At 37.3% G+C, this 4,298-nt stretch carries 3 protein-coding genes; all 3 read right to left on the reverse strand.

Annotated elements, in window-relative coordinates; translation table 11 throughout:
• Positions 1-48 precede the first annotated feature (48 nt).
• On the reverse strand, positions 49-1,035 hold the full coding sequence (gene nuoH, locus CQA44_RS11305; protein WP_115547323.1) for an NADH-quinone oxidoreductase subunit NuoH: 987 nt from the start codon (positions 1,033-1,035) through the stop codon (positions 49-51).
• 139 nt (positions 1,036-1,174) lie between these two features.
• Positions 1,175-4,057, reverse strand: coding sequence for a 2Fe-2S iron-sulfur cluster-binding protein (locus CQA44_RS11310; protein ID WP_115547324.1), 2,883 nt, complete (start codon positions 4,055-4,057; stop codon positions 1,175-1,177).
• Between the two features lie 17 nt (positions 4,058-4,074).
• Positions 4,075-4,298: hypothetical protein (locus CQA44_RS12730; RefSeq protein ID WP_181881898.1), on the reverse strand; the 224-nt coding region annotated here is incomplete at its 5' end.

The raw sequence follows: 4,298 nt of genomic DNA on the forward strand, positions 1-4,298 counted from the left end.
GAGCAAGATTGTTTGATATTTGAGTATTTGTTTGCATAATTTCTTCTCCTATAATAATACTATGCCTGTAACAAGCACATTAACTAAAGCAATGGGCATAAGCACTTTCCAACACATATTCATTAATTGGTCTGGACGAATATGTGGTAATGTCCCTCTTACCCACATAAATAGAAAGATAAAAAAACATACTTTAAGAATAATAGCAATACCCCCCGGGATAAAGCCAATCGGATTAAATCCTCCCAAGAAAATAAGGCTAATTACAAAACTGAAAGCAAACATGTGGGCATATTCTGCGATAAAGAACATGCCCCATTTTAAGCCGCTATACTCTGTACAATATCCCGCCACAATTTCTGCCTCATGTTCAAGTAAATCAAAAGGTGTCCTATTGAGTTCAGCATAACTTGCAATTAAAAAAATAATAAAAGCCAAAGGTTGCTTAAAAATCAACCAATTCAACACGCTCTCATTTTGATAATCATTCATTGCAACAAGCGATAAAGAACCCACGAGCATAATGGGCGGAAGGATAGAAAGAGCGCTTACTACTTCAAAGCTTAACACTTGAATACATGCCCTAGCTGCACCAATGAGGCTATATTTACTTCCACTACTAAGCCCAGCTAAAAGTGGCGCATAAATTCCCACAGCACCAACAGAGACAAAAAAGAGTAAGCCCACATTAATATCTGAAATAATGGGAGTTACTTTATAGCCAAATATCTCGAAATTTGGGAAAAAAGGAATAGCAACCATAGAAGTCATTGCACTCACAAGGGCGACAACAGGAGCTAAACCAAAAATAATTTTATTTGCTCCAGATGGCAAAATATCTTCTTTGGTAAAAAGCTTAATGGCATCTGCACCAAATTGCAAGAGTCCAAAAGGTCCTACATAGCTAGGACCCAAGCGACGTTGAAAAAAACCCAAAACTTTTCTCTCTAAGTAAGTCGCAAATCCACCCAAGAAAGAGAAGACTAACACCACCACGAGTACTTTAATGATGGTCTCAGTAATAAACGCACCCATAAAATATCCTTTCACTTATCATATATTTTGCTTACACAAAGATTACTTGAATCTAATCTTTAGGATTAAACTCATATCGCAATTCTAATTTTTCACAAAAGTTATAAAAATTTCCGCAGTTAAGCCCATATTGCTTTCCTTACCCTATATGAAATTGCGATTGTACATCTTGAAGTTCTCTTTGATTTGTACCTTCTACACACACATTAGTATAAAATCCCGTATCAAAGAGAATATCCACCCCCTCAATCATGGGTGAAATAAGCAAGATAGAATCTTCTAAATCATAATCGCAATAAATGTGTGCATGAATCTCACCAAGCTGATTACGAACAACAACCCCATCTCCATTTTTTAGGTTTAATGCTGCAAGCATTTTTTCGCTTGTATAGATTCCGCTTTTTGATTGAAGATTCTTACTTGCAAGTGTGGTAAGATTAAAATGATTTTGCGTTTCTAGTTTCACTGCATGAAAACCTAATGGCATGAGATCATTTTGTTTGCTTTGCAGTGAGCAAGCATGTTCTGAATTCTGATTATCTGCATTATGGTTAGCAAGATGAAATTCTGCTTGTTGTATAGAATCTAATCTTAGCGAGAATTTTAAATCTATTGCGTGTTTCTTGTTTCCTTCATATAATATTTGACTATCTCCCGCAGTCCGAAGCAATAAACTATAGCCGCGATTGTCTCTGCCATCTCTCTCAAAGTGCGCTTGCAAATCTTGGTATCCAAGCTCTTGATACATAAAATTCCCTCTGCTATATTTTGCCAAAAATTTAGTAAAATCTCCCATGTATTCAGCATCTTCCAATTCACTATTATGAAATACCATTAATTCCCTTGCAATATCGCTTAGGTCAAAAGCAGATGCAAGATTAGAATCCAAATAGGGGATACTTGGATGAAGTGGCAAGACACGCCCCTCCATATTTGTGATGCTGCCCTCACTTTGTGCCAGCGTAGGGAGAGGAAAATGTGGCTTAATGGTGTCTAGGTTAGAATCAAGCACAAAATCCCCCTTGCTCCGAATCCCAATACTGCATTGAGATTCTAGAGACTCCTCATTAGAAAGCTCACAAAGATTGGCAATTCCCATAATATTTGCGCCCTTAGGAATATAAAGAATTTTTAATTCCAATTTTTGCGAGAGAAAGGCAAGCAAATGTGCAAAGATTTGAATCTTGGTTTGTGTATCCATCAAGACATTGGCAACAGGCTTAATAATATCCTCTGCGATGGTAGCACTCACGGCTTGCGCGATACTTGGCGGATTTGTTTTGTCATTATGATGCAAAGCAATCCCATATCCGTAAGCATATTGTAAATCACTAGCGATAAATTCTTCAATAGTATGACGAGAGATGATTAGCACCCCGCCCTTTTTGGCAAGCTTTAAGGAATCTAGACTTTCTATATGCAAAGCCTCTAAAAGAGGAAGAATATTATAAGGGCTAAGATTATCGGCTGAATGCTGTGTTAAGTCTTCAGAACGCTCTGTAGAATCTTGAATAGATTGTGTGTCGGTTGGAGTATCTTGTGTCGTATCAGATTCCATGCTGGTGTGAGAATCTTGTTGAGATTCTGTACTTTTCAAAAAAGATTGCAATGCAAAGGGAAAACACAATTCAAAATCATCAATCAAGTCATTAGCAAAAACTAAGCCCAAAATCCCAGCAACACTTACATATTTGGGCTTAGCATTCATCTGAATCACATTCTTGCCCAAACTTTGTAACAATGAATCCTGGAATAATCCGATACTTAAAAGTTGTGTATTTTTTAGCATTTTAAGATTATTATTAATCTTATAACGCAGTAAAGGCGCATCATATTTAAAGTAGGCATGAAGTGCAATCAACGTTGAGCTTGTTGCTATATCGCTAAAAGTCGCAAACATTGTAGCCCTTACTCCTGCTTGAGAGTGGGCATCATCGTTTGTCGATTCTGAAAGGGAATCTTGATAAAAACGGCTTGCCTGAATGAAGTGTGATTGAAAAATCTGATAAAGTCTTGCCTCGCGATTAATAAGAGGAACACCAAGTTTTTTTGCAATAAGATGGGCAATAAGTGCTTCCTCATTACTCACATCACTACCTAAAAATATGGAATCTGCTCTTTTGAATGCCTGCAATACAGAAGTGAGATTGCGTGTACCAATGGACACAGCATCAAAAGCAAATCGCCCCACGCCACAAATGGGATTATAGAGATAGTCATTTTGCACGCGATAGACTTTTTGTAAATCACCCTTTGAATCTAGGTGTTTAACATTATAAATAAGCCCGCAACCACTAGAACAGAATCCGCAAGTAGAATACACCTTTTTTAATTCCCACGCATTACTCGTATAGGTGAAATCTTTATAGGTCATTGCCCCTACAGGACACACAGAGATACATTCCCCACAATCTTTACATTCATATTTACCAACAAATTCAATCAAACCTTTCTGCCTTTTTGCCCACACAGAATAGGGATCTTTACCCATAGTATCCTTATAATTATCGGGGGTAAAAAGAGTTGCCTTACCCGCTTTTAAATTCGTCTCACCAATATTATCTTTGCAAGTTGTAACACATCTCTCACACATAATACACAGTGCTGGATCATAAAAACTTTGCGCAAAGCTATACGGTTTCTTGTCTGATTCTTGCAATCCAAACTGCTGCGTATCCACTTGAGTGTAAAGTGTAAAATCTTGAAGCTCACACTCTCCGCTCTTATCGCACACACCGCATTCTAAGGGGTGATTCACACAATAAGTAGTCATAATTTCTTTTCTATCTTTTTGTATTTCTTCGCTATGAACAATAACATTCATGCCCTCTTTAATCTTAGCATTGCAACTATACACACGTTTGCCACCAACCTCAACCATGCACATTTTGCAAGCCAAAGTCGGGCTGCAACCACTTAAGTAACAAATCGTTGGAATCTGAATATTATTGCGTCTAGCAACTTCGAGGATTGTTTCACCCTCAAATGCTTCAAATTCTTGCCCTTCGATTTTTATTGTCATCACTCAATCCTTTTGCGTCATGCCTTTTTATAATCAAAATATTTTTTAGAATTTCTTAGCTCTTTGCTACACAGAATCGCAACCATACCCTTTAATCGGGTATCTTGTTGCACTACGACACTCACTGCCTGTGTCTCTATTTGCAATATAATTTTATCATTATTTTGCAGTTTTGTTGCAACACAAAACTGATGTGAAACCTTGAGAATCCCTTGTATATAAGGAATATCATTGTCTATAC

This window comes from Helicobacter sp. MIT 14-3879 (assembly GCF_003364125.1).